Consider the following 16,881-nt stretch of genomic DNA (forward strand, 5'->3'; position numbering starts at 1 on the left):
ATCATGGACAGCAATTGGATCGCCATCGGCCATATCGACGACATTCCGCTGCGCGGCGCCCGCTGCGTGAAGACGCCGCAAGGCAAGATCGCCGTCTTCCGCACGGCCGAAAACGAGGTTTTCGCCATCGAGGATCAATGCCCGCACAAAGGCGGGCCGCTCAGCCAGGGCATCGTGCACGGCAAATCCGTGACCTGCCCGCTGCACAACTGGGTGATCTCGCTCGAAAGCGGCGAAGCGCTCGGCGCGGATGACGGCGCAGTCAGGACCATGCCGGTGCGCAACATCGACGGACGTCTGTCGATCCGACTTACGCCCGTGATGATGGCGGCGGAATGATGACGATGGCGGCTGTTGGGATACCCCCCTCTGTCCTGCCGGACATCTCCCCCTCAAGGCAGGAGATCGGATGGCGCCGGCTACCGATTGCCTATCCAGCGTTATTGCATTTTGCTCGGACCGTCGTGACCAAGCGATGCCCTCACTCCGGATCAATCTCCCCCCTTGAGGGGGAGATGCCTGGCAAGGCAGAGGGGGGTACAGCCTCCCGGATTGGGAGCGACAATGCCCACTGAAACTCGCACCACCTGTCCCTATTGCGGCGTCGGCTGCGGCGTCATCGCCCGGGTAGACAATGATGGCCACGTCAGCGTCAAGGGCGATCCCGAACATCCCGCCAATTATGGCCGGCTGTGTTCGAAGGGATCCGCTCTGGCCGAAACGCTCGATCTCGACGGGCGGGCGCTCTATCCGGAAGTCGGACGTGTGAGAAAGAGCTGGGATGAGGCTCTCGATGTCGTCGCCAGCCGCTTCCGCCAGACCATCGCCGAGCATGGCCCGGACGCGGTCGCCTTCTACATCTCGGGTCAGATGCTTACCGAAGACTATTACGTCGCCAACAAGCTGATGAAAGGCTTCATCGGCTCGGCGAATATCGACACCAATTCACGGCTCTGCATGGCGTCTTCCGTCGCCGGCCATCGTCGCGCTTTCGGCTCGGACACCGTGCCCGGTTGCTATGAAGATCTGGAACTCGCGGATCTGGTGGTGCTCGTCGGCTCCAACATGGCCTGGTGCCATCCGGTGCTCTACCAGCGCCTGGCGGCGGCGAAAGCCAGCCGACCCACGATGAAAGTCATCGTCATCGACCCGCGCCGGACCGCCACTTCCGACATTGCCGACATGCATCTCCAGATGCGCCCGGACGGCGACGTCGCCTTGTTCAATGGTCTCCTTGCCTTTCTCGCTGAGAACGGCGGGATCGACGAAACCTTTGTCGGCAAGCACACGTCGGGGATCGGCGAAGCGCTGGTGGCCGCCGCCCGTTTGGACATGGCGGAAATCGCCGAGGCGACCGGGCTTTCCATGCCGGCGCTGCGTCAATTCTACCGGCTTTTCTGCGCCACCGAACGGGTGGTCACCTGCTACAGCCAGGGCGTCAACCAGTCGGCGTCCGGGACGGACAAGGTCAACGCCATCATCAACTGCCACCTGGCGTCCGGCCGCATAGGCCGCCCCGGCATGGGTCCCTTTTCCTTGACCGGCCAGCCCAACGCCATGGGCGGGCGCGAAGTCGGCGGGCTCGCCAATATGCTCGCGGCGCATATGGCCATCGAGAATCCCGCGCATCGGGATCTCGTCACGCGCTTCTGGAAAGCCCCGGCGCCCGCCCACAGGCCCGGACTGAAGGCCGTCGACATGTTCAAGGCGGTCGCCGACGGCCGGATCAAGGCGATCTGGATCATGTCCACCAATCCTGTCGTGTCCATGCCCGAAGCCGATCTCGTACGGGATGCGCTTCGAGCCTGTCCATTTGTCGTCGTGTCCGACATCCAGAAGAATACAGATACTGCCAGGCTTGCTCATGTGCTCTTGCCCGCAGCGGGATGGGGCGAAAAATCGGGCTCCGTGACCAATTCGGAGCGACGGATCTCCAGACAGCGCGCATTCCTGGCATCGCCCGGCGAAGCGCTGCCGGATTGGCGACAAATGGCGGAAGTCGGCAAGCGGATGGGGTTAGCCGCGGCGTTCGATTATGCTTCTCCGGCAAAAATCTTCGCCGAACATGCGGCCTTGTCGGCCTTCGAAAATGACGGCGCGCGCGACTTCGATATCGGGGCCTATGCGGATATCGATGAACAAACCTATGAGCAATTGACGCCTTTCCAGTGGCCTCGCTTCAAGGATGGATCGTCGCGCAAGCGCTTCTTCGAGGATGGTCGCTTCTTCACGGAAGACCGCAAGGCGAGGTTCGTTCCGGTTCACGCCCCGGCGCGGTCTGAAACGGACGAGCTATACGCCTTCACCCTGAACACCGGCCGCATCCGCGATCACTGGCATACGATGACGCGAACCGGAAAGAGCGCGCGACTGTCGGCCCATATCGCTGAACCCTTCTGTGAAATACATCCGCACGACGCGCGTCATCATCGCATCGGGGACGCCGATCTCGTTCGCCTTCGAAGCCCCGAGGGCGCCTCGATCGTCGTGCGGGCGCTGATCACCGATCGCCAGATGCGCGGCTCGGTCTTCGTGCCCATGCATTGGACGGCAGAAACCGCGCCAAGCGCCCGGGTCGATACTCTCGTCCCGTCCCGCGTCGATCCGGTGTCGGGTCAACCCGCCCTCAAGATGGGCCGCGTCTCCGTGAGCCGCTATACGGCGCCGACCCATGGCTTTCTGGTGTCCGCCGGCCGCCCCACCGATTTGCCGTTTTCCTACTGGGCGATCGCCAAGGCGGATGCAGGCTATCGTTTGGAATTTGCAGGCGATCCGCCAGCCGATGGCTGGGAAGCCTGGCTCAGTCGCAATCTGCAGGCCGAAGGTCTAGGAGAACTCACAGGCTATCACGATGCGAATAGTGGCGATCACCGGTTTCTCGCCTTCGACGGTGAGAGGCTCCTCGCCGCCTTGTTCGTTTCAAGCGGTCCCGTCGAAGTGTCGCGCCAATGGGCGGCGGAACAGTTGCAGGTCCGTCATGCAGATTTTCGCGCCCGGACTGCGCTGATCGCGGGGCGCCCCGCCGCGGCCGGCTCGGACAAAGGCGCGATCGTCTGTTCCTGTTTTTCGGTCGGCGTCAACGACATCTTGGCTGCGGCGCAAGGCGGTTGCCGCTCCGTCGACGCCATTGGCGCGGCGTTGAACGCCGGAACCAATTGCGGCTCCTGCCGCTCCGACATCAAGAGGATTCTCGATGCGACCCATATCCTTGCCGCCGAATGAGACTGAGTCCCGCATCGCGCCCCTGGCTAAACTGCCTGTCTTCTGGGATCTCGCGGGAAAACGCGTGGTCATGGCCGGCGGCTCGGACGCCGCGGCGTGGAAAACCGAGCTGCTCCTCGCCTGCGGCGCCGAGGTCGATCTCTATTGCGAGACGACCCAACTCGGCGACGCCATGATCGCCTTGCTCGACCGGGCCTCGTTACGACATCATGCGCGACCCTGGTCTTGCTCGATCTTCACAGGTGCTGCGATGGCGCTCGCGGATTGCGACGACGAGGCCGAAGCGCAGGCGTTCTTCTGCGCCGCTCGCGCGGCGGGCGTTCCGGTCAATGTGATCGACAAGCCTGAATATTGTCAGTTCCAGTTCGGCTCGATCGTCAACCGCTCGCCGGTCATCGTTTCCATCTCGACGGATGGAGCGGCGCCTATCCTCGCCCAGGCCATCCGCCAGCGGATCGAAACATTGCTGCCGCCGGCGCTGAAGCAATGGGCCCAACTTGCCCAGTCGCTCCGGGAAAGCATCAATCGCCGGCTAGCCCCGGGTCTCGCGAGACGGGCGTTCTGGGAGCGCTTCGCTCTCCGAAGCCTGACGACCAATGAGCCACCGCCGGACGACGCGGGCGAAGCGTTGCTTGCGTTGACTGACGAGATCTCCGGGCAAACTGGCTCTGTGACCCTGGTCGGCGCCGGTCCCGGCGACGCGGAACTCCTGACGCTCAAGGCCATGCGCGCCTTGCAATCCGCTGACGTCATTCTGTTCGACGACCTCGTTTCACCGGAGGTTCTGGAACTGGCGCGGCGGGAGGCAAAGCGATTTCTGGTCGGCAAGCGCGGCGGCCGCGAAAGCTGCAAACAGGACGACATCAACGACATGATGGTTCGCTTCGCCAAGGCAGGCAAACGCGTCGTTCGGCTGAAATCCGGCGATCCGATGATCTTCGGTCGCGCGGGGGAAGAAATTGCCCGGCTGGAGAGCGAGGGCATTGCCGTTGACATCGTCCCCGGCATTACAGCCGCCTCGGCCATGGCCGCTTCGTTGAAAACCTCTCTCACGCATCGCGACCACGCCCAGCAAGTGCGTTTCGTGACAGGCCACTCCAGGGACCACGACCTGCCCCGGACGATCGACTGGGCGTCGCTGGCTCAGCCGCATCAGACGAGCATCTTCTATATGGGCGGACGCATGGCCGGGCATATCGAAAAACGCCTGCGTGAGGCGGGGACGCCGTCAGATATGCCGGTTGTGATCCTGTCTTCGGTGAGCAGGACGACAGAGCGGCGCTGGGTTGGCCGGCTCGAGGATCTCGGCGCAGCCATGGACAGGATTGGCGTTGACGAACCGGTCTTGATCGGTGTCGGCCAAGTGTTCGGAGCCGCCGCAGCAAGCCGCATGTCCACTAAAAAAACCGCCGCGCCGACAACAAATTTGAGGACTTTGGTCGGCTGAGCGACGATCAACTCACAAAGAGGGAGGCGTCATTGATGGGGAGGGGAGGTCGATTGGATAGGTGTGGTGGGCTTTCTTATTCTCGAAATTGCCGCCGGCGCGGCTGACATCCATTGCCACCGTCGCGCCATGAAACTGGGTCTCAGATCGCGGGCGATGTCGACGATCTCTTTGGTTTCGGCGTCATGCATGAAGTTCCTACGTCGCCCGATCACTTCAAACTCAACCCGTTGCCATCGCCATTGGATCGACACCGAAGGCCTCCAGATGGCCGCCTCCCAGCAGAAGCGCGACCGCAAACGCGGTAAGCCCCAACGCCAGCCAGACCGGCGCATCCCAGCCAATGCCAAGCGGATTGCGAAAGCCCAGCGATGTCCCCTCGGAAAAAGCCGCCCAGCGTGCGCCGAGACGCTTGCGGCTGCGGCGCTCCTGCATCGCCACGCCGCCCAGCGAAAACAGCGCAAAACCGCCGAACAGCAGAAGCGACCGTAGATCGCCATTGGGCGCGATATGGCCTGTCGCCCAGAGGAAGAAGCCCCAGAGCACCGGGTGACGGGTGAGCCTGACGATCACGCCCATCCTGTCCGTTTGTCGCCTCAACGTAACAGAAAACGGGTTCGGGCTGATCAACCCCGAAAAAACTAGGAAGAGGCCGATCGGCGCCAGCAGGAAGGTAATCCACGCCTGCCAGGGCGCAGGCTCCCAAAGCTCGATATAGTCCGTTTGCAGCGCTTCATAGAACAGCCAGCCGAGCACCAGCGTCGAGACGATGGAATAGGCGACGAGATAGGTCCGGCGGCCCATCCTTTCGATCAGCCGACCGCGCAATGCCGGGATCGCCGGAACAGAATGCAGCGCGATGAAGACGGCGAGCGCGAGGATGAGGCGCGACATGGTAGCCTCCGCCCTATTGCTGGAAGAACAGCCCGCCGGCGATCACAATCGACGCCGTCACCGCGACCGCCGCGCTGTAGCGCTGCAGCACGCCCATTCTGTAGAGCGCGATCGAAAAGCCGATGATCACCGGCGTCGCCACCGCAAGCCCTGTCTGCGCATCCGTCATGGCCAAATCTCCTTTTCCCGATCTATCCGCTCTCCAAGCCTCGTGCTCTTTGTCAAAGAGCAAAGAAGGGAAAATATCGCCGTGCTACTCCAATTTAACGAAATGGAGCGACGGCGATGGCGGCGATCACAGACAGCACTGCAGTGGAGGACGAAGGCGGAGACCTCATTCTCTGGATCCTGGTATGGAGCGAGTTGGCGGCCTTCGGCGTGCTGCTCGGCGGTTTCCTGGTGATGTCGTTCCTTCATCCGGAGGATTTCGGCGTCGCCAAGCTCCATCTCGACACGCGGCTCGCCAGTCTCAACACGTTGGTCTTACTCGCAAGCGGCTGGTGGGCGGCGGCGGCCGTGCGAGCCAATTCCGAGCTGGGCCGCAAGATCGGTCTGTGGTCGGCAGCGTGTCTCGGCGTCGTCTTCGCCGCGATCAAGGCTTGGGAATATCGGGGCGATCTGCATTTCGCAGGCGAAGCGAGCTTCAACGCTTTCTTCGAACTCTATTTCCTGATCACCGGCTTCCATCTCGCCCATGTCGTCTTTCTGAGCTTGATCATGTTGCTGGTGGCGCGGCGGCCTCAGCCTGGCAATGTCGCCCTTGTCGCGACACTCTGGCATGCGGTCGATCTCGTCTGGCTCGTCATTTTTCCCATCGTCTATCTCGGGTGATCTCATGCGCACCATGCAAACGCGCTGGCTGTTCGGCTGCGCCATCTGGCTTTTCCTCATCGCCATCACCGCCTCGCTCATCGTCTCGCAATGGAAACACCAAGCGCTGCCGCTCTGGGCGCTCGCCGCGATCATAGGTCTGACGATCATCAAGGCGCGGATCGTCATTCTCGATTTCATGGGACTGCGCGGGGAGCGGCCGCGACTTGCTGCGGCGCTGATCGCGTGGCCCGCGCTGTTCACGGCGCTCGCGGCCGCGAAAGCCGCCATTCCCTTTTTATTCAGCTGACGCGGAGGCCCTTCGGGGCCTCTCATTTTTAGCGTCAGATTTATTTGCCTTCCGACAAAGAAGGCGCGCGCCTCTTCCGGCATCCCTGACCAGAGGGGCTGGCGCGCCGGCCTCCGCATCATCCGATCCCGCGCCTTGTCCGCGGGAAGCGAGAGGGACAGACATGTCGGACTATTTGACCAAAACAGGAGCGCGGAACGTCTTCTATGGCGGCTCGGCCTTCTTCTTCGCCATCTTCATCGGGCTGACTGCGCACAGCCACTACTACATGCGCACGACCTCCACCGACGAGAGCACGCTCACCCCCGCAGTCGAACGCGGCAAGCGCGTCTGGGAGAAGAACGCCTGCATCAATTGCCACACGCTGCTCGGCGAAGGCGCCTATTTCGCCCCCGAGCTCGGCAATGTCTGGACCCGCATGGGCGGCGACGACGATGTCGAGACAACGCGCGAGACCTTCAAGGCCTGGATGGCGGCGCAGCCCTCAGGCATCCAGGGTCGCCGTCAGATGCCGCAGTTCCACCTCAACGATCAGGAACTCAACGATCTCTCCGAATTCCTGCGCTGGACCAGCAAGATCAAGACCCAGAAATGGCCGCCCAACGAGGCCGGTTGAGAGACGGGAAGGAGCATCATTATGAAATATCAGACCCAGAAGGTCGCCATGCTGTATTTTTACGGCGCGCTCGGCCTCTTCCTCGCCCAGATCCTGTTCGGCGTCCTCGCCGGCACGATCTATGTCCTGCCCAACACGCTGTCGGAGTTTCTGCCCTTCAACATCGTGCGCATGATCCACACCAATGCGCTGATCGTCTGGCTGTTGATGGGCTTCATGGGTTCCACCTATTTCCTGCTGCCTGAAGAGGCGGAGACGGAGCTTTACAGCACCCGCATCGCAGTGGCGCAGTTCTGGCTGTTCTTGGTTGCGGCGGCAGTCGCCGTCGTCGGCTATCTCTTGCACATCCATGAAGGCCGCGAATTCCTCGAACAGCCCTTCGCCATCAAGGTCGGCATTGTCGTCGTGGCGCTGATGTTCCTGTTCAACGTCACCCTGACGGTGCTCAAGGGCCGCAAGACGGTGGTCACCAACATCCTGATCTTCGGGCTTTGGGGCGTGGCGATCTTCTTCCTGTTCGCCTTCTTCAATCCCGCCAATCTCGCGCTCGACAAGATGTATTGGTGGTTCGTCGTCCATCTCTGGGTGGAAGGCGTCTGGGAGCTGATCATGGCCTCTGTCCTGGCCTTCCTGATGATCAAGCTCAACGGCATCGACCGCGAAGTAGTGGAGAAGTGGCTCTATGTCATCGTCGGGCTGGCGCTATTCTCGGGCATTCTCGGCACCGGCCATCACTTCTATTGGATCGGCGCACCGGGCTATTGGCAGTGGATCGGCTCGATCTTCTCGACGCTCGAAGTCGCGCCTTTCTTCACCATGGTCGTCTTCACCTTCGTGATGACCTGGAAGGCCGGCCGCAAGCATCCCAACCGCGCCGCCATTCTCTGGTCGCTCGGCTGCTCGGTCATGGCCTTTTTCGGCGCCGGCGTCTGGGGCTTCCTTCATACGCTGTCCTCGGTCAACTATTACACCCACGGCACACAGGTCACCGCCGCGCATGGTCATCTCGCCTTCTTCGGCGCCTATGTGATGCTCAACCTCGCGATGATGGCCTATGCCGTGCCGGAACTCAGGGGACGGGCGCCCTATAACCAGATGCTGTCGATGATCAGCTTCTGGATCATGTGCTCGGCCATGTCGGTGATGACCTTCGCGCTCACCTTCGCGGGCGTGTTGCAAGTGCATCTGCAACGGGTTCTCGGCGAAAGTTACATGGATGTGCAGGACCAGCTGGCGCTGTTTTACTGGATCCGGCTTGGCTCGGGCGTCTTCGTGCTGTTCTCGGCCGTCATGTTCCTCTGGGCTTTGTTCGTGCCGGGCCGCGAACGCGAGACCCCCGTAGCGAGCCTCCAGGCGGCTGAATGACCGTCCTTCGGCCTCGCCTCGGGCGGGGCCATCTCCTTTCCCCATCTCGGAGTGACGTCATGAATATGCTCTCCACCGCGCGCGAACGCGCACCCATCGATATTCCACCCTACATCCCGAGCGGTCGCGAATGCGAACTCTTCGAAGCCGCCTGGGCTCGTCAATTGCCGCTGCTTCTCAAGGGCCCGACCGGCTGCGGCAAGACCCGGTTCGTGAGCCATATGGCGGCGCGGCTGGGCCTGCCGCTCTCCACCGTGTCCTGCCACGACGATCTCGCCGCCGCCGATCTGACCGGCCGTTATCTGCTCAAGGGCGGCGATACAATCTGGGTCGACGGGCCCCTGACCCGCGCCGTGCGCGACGGCGGGATCTGCTATCTCGACGAGATCGTCGAGGCGCGGAAGGATGTCGCGGTGGTGCTGCATCCCCTGACCGACGACCGCCGCATCCTGCCGCTCGAACGGACCGGCGAAACGCTCGCGGCGCCGGCGGGCTTCATGCTGGTCGTCTCCTACAATCCCGGCTATCAGACGATGCTGAAGGCGCTGAAGCCCTCGACCAAGCAGCGTTTCGTGTCGATCGAGTTCGACTTCCTGCCCAAGAAGCAGGAGATCGCCGTCGTCGCGATCGAAAGCGGCCTTGATGAAGCCCGCGTTGCGCCTCTGGTGGAGCTGGCGGGCCGGCTGCGCAAGCTGAAAGGCGCCGATATCGAAGAGGGCGTCTCGACCCGGCTGCTCGTCTATTGCGCCGCCCTCATCGACAGCGGCATGGACCGGAAGGATGCGATCCGCGCCGCCATCATCGAGCCCCTGAGCGACGACGCCGACGTCAAGGCGGCGCTTTCCGAAGTCGCCGCTGCCATCATCGCCTGAGGCCGCCATGTTCGAATTCCTGGAACTCGAGGAGAGCGTCGGCAAAGTCTGGCACCGGCTGGTGGGCTCTACCTCCAGCATGCCGCGCTATTCGCAGGCCGCCGTCAGCTTCGATGACGTCAAGCCGGTATTGACGACCTGCTTTCGCGGCTTCGGCGGCGAGCCTGCAGCCCAGCTCGGGCCCGCCCATGTCAGAGCCAGCGGCCACCGGCTGCGCCTCCGCCAACTGGTGGGGCTAGGGGAGGAAAAGACCGCGCCGGCGGCGCGCGATCGCGGCGCTGTGCAACTGCCGCCGGTGATCGATCTCTTCCCAGAAGCAGCGCTCAATCGTGATCTCTATATCTGGCTTGCTGCCTATATGGCGCAGATGGAGCTGACCGCCACCGATGCGAAAGACGCGCTGAACGCTGATGTCGCTGCGCTGGACGCGTCCAAGCGCGCGACGCGGCGGACGCTGCAGGCCTTTCCGGGACTGGCGTCGCGCTACGCCGCGCTCTGCCGCGGCATGCTCGCTGGCCGCCGGCGCGGCGTGCTGCCGCCGGTGGAGCAATTGGTGGAGAACGAGGCGCTCGCCATGCTCAAGGCCGGCGCGGGTCTGCCGATCGATTGTCCGCCGTCGATCTTTCCATGCAGCGCGCCGGCAGGCTATCAGCCGCTGATGCCGATACCGCTCTGGCCGCGCTATGAGCCACGCGCCGAGGCGTCTAGCGACTCCGAGGCCGACGAGGACACGGCGACGATTGGCGACGGTCTGGGCTCCGCCGGCCGCTACCGCGCCGATCGCGAAACCGAGCGCGGCGCCAGCGACCGCTCGCCCTTCATCCTCAACCGTTTTGAGAAGATCCTGGCGATGGCCGAGATGGTCAATGTCGACCGTCCCACCGACGACAATGACGAGGCCGATCGCGATGCGGCCCACGACCTCGACGAGATTACACTGGGCCGGCGCAAGGAACGGCCGTCCTCCAAATTCCGCTTCGATCTCGACCTGCCGCCTGAAGCGGTCGATCCCGCAGCCATCGAGGCGGATATCAGCTATCCCGAATGGAACTACCGGACCGGCGCCTATATGCCCTCTTATTGCCGGGTCGTCACCGCTGCCGCGAGCGAAGCGGAGACGAGCGTCTTGTCCACCGAGGAGACGCGCGCCCATACCCGTAAGGTGCGGCGGCAGTTCGAAATGCTCCGGCCCAAAAACGAGACGCTCAAGGCGCAGCTCGATGGAGCCGAACTCGATCTCGACGCGCTGGTGCGTCGGCAGACGGACCTCGCCGCCGGCGGCGAGGGCAGCGACCGCATCCATCTTCTTTCGCGCCCGCAAGGCCAGGATCTGGCGGTGACCATTCTCGTCGATGTGTCCCTCTCGACCGACGCCTGGCATGACGATCACCGCGTGCTGGATGTCGAAAAGGAGGCGCTCGCCGTGCTGGCCCATGGCTTGTCGGCCTGCGGGGTCAACCATTCCGTCCTCACCTTCACCTCGCGCCGGCGCGCCTGGGTGCGCATCGAGACGGTGAAGGCCTTCGGCGAGCCGATGAGCGAACGGGTGGAGCGCCGCATCGCAGGCCTCAGGCCCGGCTATTACACCCGCATGGGCGCAGCGATCCGGCATGCGGCGGCGGAACTCGCAAAGCAGTCCAACCGCCGCAAGCTGCTGCTGGTGCTGACCGACGGCAAGCCCAACGATATCGATCACTATGAAGGCCGTTTCGCGCTGGAGGACTCGCGCAAGGCGGTGGCGGAGGCGCGCCGCAGCGGCGCGGCCGTCTTCGCCGTCACCATCGATAAAGAGGCGCAATCCTATCTGCCGGTGATGTTCGGCCGTCATGGTTTCACTGTGGTCGGCGATATCGGTAAACTGCCGAGGGCGCTGCCGGCGATCTATCGCGGTTTGACCCGCTGACAACAACGAGGACGAAAAAGACCCGGCGGATATGCGCCCGCCGGGTTTTTTCGCGCGCGTAGCAAATGTTCTTCCCGCCCTTACGCCGCCTTGCTGAAGCTGCGCCCGACATCGTTGAGATAGGCGTCGAAAGCGGCGGCCACGGCGCGGATCAGAAACCGCCTGGACGCATCGACCCGAACGACGCCATTGGCGATCGTCGCGATCCCGTCTTCGGCCAGAGCAGTCAGCGCGGCATTGCCGCTCAACAGCATGTCGGGCTCAAAACCGTGAAAGACGGAGATTGCAGCGACATCGGCGGCGAAATCGCACATCAGCCGTTCGATCACATGCGCCCGCAGCCGGTCTTCCTGTGTCAGGCGATAGCCTTTCGCCGTGGGCAGGCGACCGGACATGACTTCTCGGGCATAGACGCCGGGCGGCGTGGCGTTCTGCGCATAGCCCTCGGCGAGACGGCCGATGGATGAGGCGCCGAAACCGATCAGAGCGTCGCAATGGTCCGTCGTATAGCCCTGGAAATTGCGGCGCAGCAGGCCGGCGTCCGCAGCTTTCGCCAAGTTGTCTTCGGGCAGGGCGAAATGGTCGAGGCCGATGCGGCGATAGCCGCCGGCTTCCAGCGTCTTGGCGATGGCTTCAGCCTGTTCGTGGCGGGCGGCGGCGTCCGGGAGCGCAGCTTCATCGATCAGCCGCTGGTGCTTCTTGAAGCTCGGGACATGCGCGTAGCCGAATACCGCGAGCCGCTCCGGCCGCATCGCCACGCAGGCGCGGGCGGTTTCCTCGCAGGAGCGGAGGGTCTGGTGAGGCAGGCCATAGATCAGGTCGAAGTTAATGCTGCCGATTCCATTTGCCCGCAAGCCCTCGGTCGCTTGCGCCGTTTCCTCCTCCGACTGGATGCGGTTTATGGCTCTCTGGACGCGGGGGTCGAAGCTCTGCACGCCCAGGCTCGCACGGGTTACGCCGGCTTCCCCGAGCGCTTGCGTCATCTCCGGGGTCAGCCGGCGCGGGTCGATCTCCACCGACACATTGGCGCGGCTGTGAACGCCAAAGCTGCCGCGCAGCCGCGCCATCAAGCCGATGAATTCGTCGGGCTTGATGATGGTGGGCGTGCCGCCGCCGAAATGGATCTCGCTGACATCGAGATCGCTCTCCGTCAGCCGGGACACCATCTCTATTTCCCGCGTCAACGCATCGAGATAATCGATGATCGGCTGGTCGCGCTCGGTGATGGTGGTGTGGCAGCCGCAATACCAGCACATCGACCGACAGAAAGGGATGTGCAGATAGAGCGATGTCTGGCCGCCCCGCGCGCCCCTCAGCCATTCGGCATAGTCTGCAGGGCCGATCGCATCGGCGAATTTCGGCGCGGTGGGATAACTGGTGTAGCGCGGCAGGCGCGCCTCTCCATAGCGGGCGATGACGGCGTCGGACATGGCGTTTCCTCTGATTTATCTGTCAAGGCCTACGCGTTTCCTGCCCGGCCTTCTTTGCCCCAACGCAAGCCGGCCTGACGAAATGCAAGCAGTTTGTTCCGGAACAAGGTGTGCGAGGCTGCTTCAACCTATCCAATCGTTGCCGGGCGAAAAACCCGGCGCGACAGCAACATTGAAGCGGAGACGATATGTCGAGCGCCATTCCAGAAATCGACGTGCGGGTGATCCCGCCCAGCCAACGCCACCCCTCCATTTTCGGCATGCTCGCCCAGCTCGAGCCGGGACGCGCCATGCAGGTAACCAGCGACCATGATCCGCGGCCGCTGCATCACCAGATCATGACGCGCTTTCCCGACGAATTCGGCTGGGATTATGTCGAGGAGGGTCCCGACGTCTGGAAAGTACTGATCACCCGCGCCGAAGGCGGCGGCTGCGACTGCTGCTGCGGCGGTCACTGAGGGCCGATCATGCCGGGAGCCCCCTTGTCACGCTGGACCATGAGCTATTTCGCCGTCGCTCTCGCCTGCCTGTTGTCAGGGCTTACGCTGATGGGATTCGGCTTCGGCTTTCCGTCCGCCGATGAGGGGGCTCCGGACACGCTTGTTATTGTGCATCTCATCGCGATCGGCTGGCTGGGATTGCTGTTTCTGGGCGCGCTCCTGCAATTTGCGCCAGTGCTGGCGGCAGCCTCGCCGCGATTGCCCTGGATTGCCGCGCCCGCGCTCGTAGCGCTTTCTTTCGGGCTGCTTCTGCTGCTTTTGGGTTTTCTGTCCCTTGGCGGTCGGCTCGAATTCGACATTCTCGTTCTACCGATCGGCGGCATTCTGCTCCTCATCGGATTTGGCGTCCATGTTCTGTCGATCGCGGCCACGCTGATGGCGCGAAAGCAGCATGATCCGCCGGGGTTTTTGGTGCTGCTCGGCCTCTTGGCGCTTGCCGTCACGGCCGGCCTCGGCCTCGCATTTTCCTGTCTACTCGCCGGCGTGGTCATACCCGATTGGGCGGGCGATCTTCTTGCCCATGGCCTTCCCGCTCACGCTTTTTCGGGCCTGGTGGGCTGGATGACGCTCACCGCCATCGGAGTGAGCTACCGTCTGTTTTCGATGTTCATGCTGGCCCCGGAAGAGAGCCGCTTCGGACGCTGGCTCGGGGTTGCGGCTTTTATCGGTCTTATGTCGCTTTGGGCGGGGTCGATGACGGCTTGGGTGCTCCCGGAGTTTCGCGACGTCGCATTTTGGCCCGCCAGCGCCTCCTTCGCGCTCTCGATTGTCTGCTATCTGGCCGATCTCGTCGCCATGTTTCTCGCCCGCCGCCGCAAGGCGCTTGAGCTCAACACGTCTGCAGGCCTGGCCTCCGTGCTGCATCTGCCGACCGGTCTCGTGCTTATCTTTCTGTCGCAAACCGTTGCGACGTCTGCGCCGCTTCTCGAAACCGGCGTCTATTGTCTGGCCATGGGTTGGCTTTCCGGCCTCGGTCTTGCGCAAGTCTACAAGATCGTTCCATTCCTGACCTGGCTCGAAGCCTATGGGCCGGTGATGGGCCGCAGCGCCGTGCCGCGCGTGCAGGATCTCGTCCGGGAGCCGAAGGCGCGGATGCACTTTGCGCTGTATCATGTCGCAGTCATCGCCGGCGGTCTATGCCTGCTCTTGGGGCTCGATTTCTGGTTCCGGCTCGCCGCCTGGGCGCAGTTTGCGACGGTGGCGGGGCTTGGGCTGGAAATCATCCGCGCCCGGCGGCTGAGCTACGCGCCCGAGCGCCTGCGGCTTCCCTCGGGCGCAGTGCGCCCGCATCTCGTCACCGCCAATCCGAATTGAAGGAGATCATCATGGCCGTGGAGTACAAGGACCTCGATGTGAGGCCGATCCTGAAGGCGGGCGTCGAGCCCTTCGCCGAGATCATGGCGAGCGTCAATGCGCTCGGCCCCGACCAGGGGCTGAGGCTGATCGCCCCGTTCAAGCCGCAGCCGCTGTTTTCGGTGATGGCGCGCAAGGGCTTCCGCCACGAGGTGCTGGAACTGGAGGATGGCGATTTCGAAGTTCGCTTTCTGCCCGAGATCATCGCCGTGCGCGCTTCCGACGACGCCGACGGCGCCGATGCCTGGCCGGATCCGGCCGTTGAGCTCGACCTGACCGACCTCGATCCGCCGCAGCCGATGCTGCGCATTCTCCAGACTCTGGAAACGCTGCCCAAGGGCGCAGTTTTGTTCGCAGCGCTCGGCCGCGAGCCGATCCTGCTCTACCCCGAACTGGTCAAGCGCGGCCATCAATGGGTCGGCAATTACGACAAGTCGGGCGAAACCTTCCGGGTCATGATCCGGCGCGGGGAGAAGGCGGCATGACCGCCGATCTCGCCCCCGAACTGGCCGCAGCGCTCTCAAAAGTCATCGATCCCGAGCTCGGCCTGAGCGTCGTCGACATCGGCTTGATCTATGGAGCCGAACTCACGCCGCAGGGCGGGCTCCGCATCGTCATGACCACGACGACGCGCGGCTGTCCTGCGACGGGCCTTCTGGTCGAAGCTGTCAGGGAGAGGGCGCTGGCGTCGGATCTCGCGGCCTCCGTCGAGGTCGAACTGACCTATGATTCGCCCTGGAAGCCCGACCGCATGCGCACCTGAACTGTGAAGAAAGGAAAGCCGGGAGGGGCCAGATCGACCCCTCCCGGCTTTTTTGCATCTCCCGTCAGCCGCCGATCGGCTGCCGGCGGCGGGTAACCAGCATCGGGCCATATTCCAGAATGTAGAGACCGAAACCGCCGATCCACAGCAGTCCCGCTGCCGCATAGATCAGCGCCAACTGATCCGGGAAAAGGCCGGCGAGCGGGCGGATGAGCGCGCAGGCGAGGAGGGCGGCGTAGCTCAGGCAGGTCATCCGTGAGGCGGTCAGCGCCCGGCCGGTATGGCCGCGCGTGGCGCGGGTCATCACCGCCAGCATCATCGTCGCCACGCCGCCGACCGTCAGGACATGCAGGCTCGATACGGGATCAAGAACATCGAAGGCCGCAGCGGCGATGGCAAGGAAACCCAGCGGGATAAAGGCGTAGGCCATATGCAGAACGCTAACCAGCGTCTCCCGGCTTGTCGTCCAGCCCTTCCAGCGAATGAGCCTTACCGCATGAAGCGCCGCTGCCGCCAGCGTCGCCGTGCCGGTGATCCTCTCGTCCGGCTGCGCGATCCAGAGCGCCAGAGCAGGCAGCGAGGCGAGGATTACGGTCGTGTCATAGCGATTATAGGGAACAGGGAAATTCGTCCTGCCGGCTTTGGCCAGCCAGTTGCGGGTGAAGCTCGGCAACATGCGGCCGCCCACCACGATGATCATCATCAGATAGGCCGAGACCCCTAGGCGGGCGGCATGATCAGGACCGCCTTCGGCAATGACTTCGTATTGGAAGCAGAGATTGGCGAGCGGCAAAGCCCCGAGACCGGCCATGACCTTGAGATCCGCCCATTTGCGGCCGGCGATGATTTCGCGGACGCAGACGATGGTCATGACCGGCAGGAAGGCGGCTTCGATCGCAACGGATGGAATGACGCCGAGCGCATCGGGAAACAGAAGCGCGAGCCGGCCTATCGCCCAGAGAAGAAAGAGCAGAATCAAGGGTGGACCCGAAATCGGCAATCTGCCCGTCCAATTGGGCGTTGCCGTCAAGAGAAAGCCAGCGACGATGGCCGAACCAAAGCCGAACAGCATTTCATGTGCATGCCAGGCGCGCGCGCCATAGTCGCCGCCGATTTCCAGGCCTGTTGACAGCGAGGCTATCCAGAGGAGCATGGTCAGGCAGGCCCAAATCGCTCCGCCCAAGAAGAAAGGCCTGAACCCGTATGAAAACAATGTTGGGCCCAGCGCCGAAAAACCGCGCGGGGTCTGTCTTTTATCAATTGCGTCTCGTGTCAGCGTCATAACAATCTCCTGTTTGATCAGGCGATAGTAAAGACGGCCAAACCTGCGCTCTTTGCGAAAACACAAGTTCAGAGAAAGCGCGCAAAGCCTGAGGATATTGTGCTGGCGCAAAGA

Annotated in this window: 17 protein-coding genes; 13 read left to right on the forward strand and 4 right to left on the reverse strand. The window is 63.2% G+C overall.

The genetic code is table 11. The features are described 5' to 3' along the window. Window positions 1-3 precede the first annotated feature (3 nt). The 3 genes from nirD (at window position 4) to cysG (ending at window position 4,669) form a co-directional block, all read left to right on the forward strand. Window positions 4-339: a nitrite reductase small subunit NirD gene (gene nirD / locus OCK01_RS25560; protein WP_263826413.1), complete on the forward strand. Its 336-nt coding sequence runs from the start codon at window positions 4-6 to the stop codon at window positions 337-339. Between the two features lie 225 nt (window positions 340-564). Then, window positions 565-3,222 (forward strand): nitrate reductase, encoded by a 2,658-nt coding sequence (locus tag OCK01_RS25565; RefSeq protein ID WP_263826414.1) that lies wholly within the window; start codon window positions 565-567, stop codon window positions 3,220-3,222. After that, complete coding sequence (cysG, locus tag OCK01_RS25570) at window positions 3,194-4,669, forward strand: siroheme synthase CysG (RefSeq protein ID WP_263826415.1); 1,476 nt, start codon at window positions 3,194-3,196, stop codon at window positions 4,667-4,669. The genes OCK01_RS25565 and cysG overlap by 29 nt, the downstream gene beginning before the upstream one ends. A 222-nt stretch (window positions 4,670-4,891) precedes the next feature. Here cysG and OCK01_RS25575 read toward each other — a convergent pair whose 3' ends face one another. Together OCK01_RS25575 and OCK01_RS25580 are read right to left on the reverse strand one after the other, a co-directional pair. Then, complete coding sequence (locus OCK01_RS25575) at window positions 4,892-5,563, reverse strand: NnrU family protein (RefSeq protein WP_263826416.1); 672 nt, start codon at window positions 5,561-5,563, stop codon at window positions 4,892-4,894. Between the two features lie 13 nt (window positions 5,564-5,576). Further along, on the reverse strand, window positions 5,577-5,732 hold the full coding sequence (locus tag OCK01_RS25580) for a hypothetical protein (protein WP_263826417.1): 156 nt from the start codon (window positions 5,730-5,732) through the stop codon (window positions 5,577-5,579). A gap of 116 nt (window positions 5,733-5,848) precedes the next feature. Between OCK01_RS25580 and OCK01_RS25585 the strand changes: the two genes are divergently transcribed. The 6 genes from OCK01_RS25585 (at window position 5,849) to OCK01_RS25610 (ending at window position 11,439) form a co-directional block, all read left to right on the forward strand. Further along, window positions 5,849-6,394: a cytochrome c oxidase subunit 3 gene (locus tag OCK01_RS25585; RefSeq protein WP_263826418.1), complete on the forward strand. Its 546-nt coding sequence runs from the start codon at window positions 5,849-5,851 to the stop codon at window positions 6,392-6,394. A 4-nt stretch (window positions 6,395-6,398) separates the two neighbouring features. Continuing rightward, window positions 6,399-6,683 carry a cytochrome C oxidase subunit IV family protein gene (locus tag OCK01_RS25590; RefSeq protein ID WP_263826419.1) on the forward strand — a complete coding sequence of 95 codons (285 nt, stop codon included), beginning with the start codon at window positions 6,399-6,401 and terminating at the stop codon, window positions 6,681-6,683. A gap of 163 nt (window positions 6,684-6,846) precedes the next feature. Further along, window positions 6,847-7,299, forward strand: a complete 453-nt coding sequence (locus OCK01_RS25595; RefSeq protein WP_263826420.1) for a c-type cytochrome — start codon at window positions 6,847-6,849, stop codon at window positions 7,297-7,299. Between the two features lie 21 nt (window positions 7,300-7,320). Then, window positions 7,321-8,664, forward strand: a complete 1,344-nt coding sequence (locus OCK01_RS25600) for a cbb3-type cytochrome c oxidase subunit I (protein ID WP_263826421.1) — start codon at window positions 7,321-7,323, stop codon at window positions 8,662-8,664. Between the two features lie 59 nt (window positions 8,665-8,723). Beyond that, window positions 8,724-9,536: a CbbQ/NirQ/NorQ/GpvN family protein gene (locus OCK01_RS25605; protein ID WP_263826422.1), complete on the forward strand. Its 813-nt coding sequence runs from the start codon at window positions 8,724-8,726 to the stop codon at window positions 9,534-9,536. 7 nt (window positions 9,537-9,543) lie between these two features. Next, window positions 9,544-11,439, forward strand: a complete 1,896-nt coding sequence (locus tag OCK01_RS25610; protein ID WP_263826423.1) for a nitric oxide reductase activation protein NorD — start codon at window positions 9,544-9,546, stop codon at window positions 11,437-11,439. Between the two features lie 80 nt (window positions 11,440-11,519). Here the strand turns inward: OCK01_RS25610 and hemN are convergent, their stop codons facing one another. Then, window positions 11,520-12,869, reverse strand: a complete 1,350-nt coding sequence (gene hemN / locus OCK01_RS25615) for an oxygen-independent coproporphyrinogen III oxidase (RefSeq protein WP_263826424.1) — start codon at window positions 12,867-12,869, stop codon at window positions 11,520-11,522. A 188-nt stretch (window positions 12,870-13,057) separates the two neighbouring features. Here hemN and OCK01_RS25620 point away from each other — a divergent pair, with 188 nt between their 5' ends. Genes OCK01_RS25620 through OCK01_RS25635 form a run of 4 tightly spaced genes read left to right on the forward strand, consistent with a single transcriptional unit; the run spans window position 13,058 to window position 15,485 of the window. After that, entirely contained in the window at window positions 13,058-13,327 is a 270-nt protein-coding gene (locus tag OCK01_RS25620) for a DUF2249 domain-containing protein (protein WP_263826148.1), read from the forward strand. Window positions 13,328-13,351: 24 nt separating this feature from the next. Beyond that, a complete protein-coding gene (locus tag OCK01_RS25625; protein WP_263826425.1) occupies window positions 13,352-14,683 on the forward strand; it encodes a hypothetical protein in 1,332 nt (443 codons plus the stop codon). 11 nt (window positions 14,684-14,694) lie between these two features. Further along, window positions 14,695-15,207 (forward strand): DUF2249 domain-containing protein, encoded by a 513-nt coding sequence (locus OCK01_RS25630; protein ID WP_263826426.1) that lies wholly within the window; start codon window positions 14,695-14,697, stop codon window positions 15,205-15,207. After that, on the forward strand, window positions 15,204-15,485 hold the full coding sequence (locus OCK01_RS25635) for a metal-sulfur cluster assembly factor (RefSeq protein WP_263826427.1): 282 nt from the start codon (window positions 15,204-15,206) through the stop codon (window positions 15,483-15,485). The genes OCK01_RS25630 and OCK01_RS25635 overlap by 4 nt, the downstream gene beginning before the upstream one ends. 64 nt (window positions 15,486-15,549) lie before the next feature. Here OCK01_RS25635 and OCK01_RS25640 read toward each other — a convergent pair whose 3' ends face one another. After that, on the reverse strand, window positions 15,550-16,767 hold the full coding sequence (locus OCK01_RS25640; protein ID WP_263826428.1) for an NnrS family protein: 1,218 nt from the start codon (window positions 16,765-16,767) through the stop codon (window positions 15,550-15,552). Window positions 16,768-16,881 lie beyond the last annotated feature (114 nt).

The sequence above is a fragment of the Rhizobium sp. TRM95796 genome (assembly GCF_025779995.1).
Classification (GTDB): Bacteria; Pseudomonadota; Alphaproteobacteria; order Rhizobiales; family Rhizobiaceae; genus Rhizobium_E.